Origin of the sequence: Clostridium sp. ATCC BAA-442 (assembly GCF_964239415.1) — a bacterium.
In the GTDB taxonomy this organism is placed as follows: domain Bacteria; phylum Bacillota; class Clostridia; order Oscillospirales; family Oscillospiraceae; genus Flavonifractor; species Flavonifractor plautii.
On record NZ_CAXSQB010000106.1, the window covers coordinates 1 to 1,795 of the forward strand.

At 62.9% G+C, this 1,795-nt stretch carries 2 protein-coding genes; both read left to right on the forward strand.

What is annotated here, in order from left to right:
• The first annotated feature begins 75 nt into the window (after positions 1-75).
• Positions 76-876 (forward strand): acryloyl-CoA reductase electron transfer subunit gamma, encoded by an 801-nt coding sequence (gene acrB / locus ACESY8_RS19645; protein WP_007493353.1) that lies wholly within the window; start codon positions 76-78, stop codon positions 874-876.
• A gap of 23 nt (positions 877-899) precedes the next feature.
• Positions 900-1,795 (forward strand): electron transfer flavoprotein subunit alpha/FixB family protein (locus ACESY8_RS19650; RefSeq protein ID WP_434307892.1); only part of this gene is annotated, 896 nt, incomplete at its 3' end.

Sequence of the window (1,795 nt, forward strand, 5' to 3'; positions counted from 1 at the left end):
ACCAGCGAGGTGCAGCGCATGGTCATCTCCGCCAACCTGGGCGTGAACTAAAGGAACTGGAGGGAAAATTACGATATGAAATGCATCGTTTGTGTCAAGCAGGTACCTGATACCTCCGGCGTGGTGGCGGTGAAGGAAGACGGCACCATGGACCGCGCGGCCATGGCCACCATCACCAACCACGACGACCTGGCTGCGGTTGAGGCCGCGCTGCGCATCAAGGACGCCACCGGCTGCAAGGTGGTTGTGGTCTCCATGGGCCCCCCTCCCGCCGAGGGGATGCTGCGTGAGCTGCTGGCCATGGGCTGCGATGAGGCCGTGCTGGTCTCCGCCCGCGAGTTCGGCGGTTCCGATACTTACGCCACCTCTCAGATTCTCGCCGCCGCCATCAAGAAGGTGGGCGTGGACGAGGACGACATCGTGTTCTGCGGCCGCCAGGCCATCGACGGCGACACCGCCCAGGTGGGCCCCCAGATCGCCGAGAAGCTGCACCTGCCCCAGGTCTCCTATGTGGCGGAGATCGCGGTGGAGAACAAGGCCGTCACCGTGAAGCGTCTGCTGGAGGACGGCTACATGACCATCAAGGTTCAGACGCCCTGCCTGCTGACCTGCGTGAAGGAGCTGAACGACGCCCGCTACATGAGCGTGGGCGGCATCATGGAGTGCTACAACAAGCCTCTGGAGATCTACAACTACGAGACTCTGAAGGACGATCCCCTCATCGACGTGGATACCATCGGCCTGAAAGGCTCTCCCACGAATGTGTACAAGTCCTTCTCTCCCCCGGTGAAGGGCGCCGGTATGATGATGGAGGGCGCCGACAAGGCGACCGTCGAGAAGCTGGTCTCCATCCTCAACGACAAGCACATCATCTGATAGAGTGAAAGGAGAGCAACACAATGGCTTTTGATAGTAAGGATACCGCCGCCTTCAAGGGCGTATGGGTTTTCTGTGAGCAGCGCGAGGGCGTGATTATGTCCACCAGCTACCAGCTCCTCTCCGAGGGCCGCAAGCTGGCCAACGACCTGGGCGTGGAGCTGTGCGGCGTGGTGCTGGGCAAGGACATCAAGGAGGACTACCTGAAGGCCCTGGGCGGCTACGGCGCCGACAAGGTGTACTACTGCAACCACGAGCTGCTGGATGTCTACACCACCGACGCCTACACCAAGGTCATCTGTGACCTGGTGGAGGACAAGAAGCCCGAGATCTTCCTCATCGGCGCCACCAACATCGGCCGTGACCTGGGCCCCCGCTGCGCGGCCCGCCTGCACACCGGCCTGACCGCCGACTGCACCCACCTGGACGTGGACGTGGAGAAGTACAAGGCCTTCCTGAAGACCACCTCCACCATCGACGTGGACAACACCAAGTTCGAGGAGAACACCAACCTGAAGATGACCCGTCCGGCCTTCGGCGGTCACCTGATGGCCACCATCATCTGCCCCCGCTTCCGTCCCCAGATGTCCACCGTGCGTCCCGGCGTCATGCAGACCCAGCCCTATGACGAGGCCGGCGCCGCGAAGACGGAGATCGTCAACGTGGACGTGAAGCTGGACAAGTCCGACATCCATGTGGATGTGCTGGAGGTCAAGAAGGCCGCCAAGAAGCTGGTCGATCTGATCGGCGCCGACGTGGTGGTTTCCGTGGGCCGCGGCATCAGCAAGGACGTCGAGGGCGGCATCAAGCTGGCTGAGGAGCTGGCGGGCGTCCTGGGCGGCGTCGTGGGCTCCTCCCGCGCCTGTGTCGACGCGGGCTGGATCTCCGCCGACCACCAGGTGGGCCAGACCGGCAAGAC

Bases quoted from the DNA above. Each gene is read 5' to 3' on its own strand.
- acrB (WP_007493353.1), top strand. From the start codon at position 76: ATGAAATGCATCGTTTGTGTCAAGCAGGTACCTGATACCTCCGGCGTG.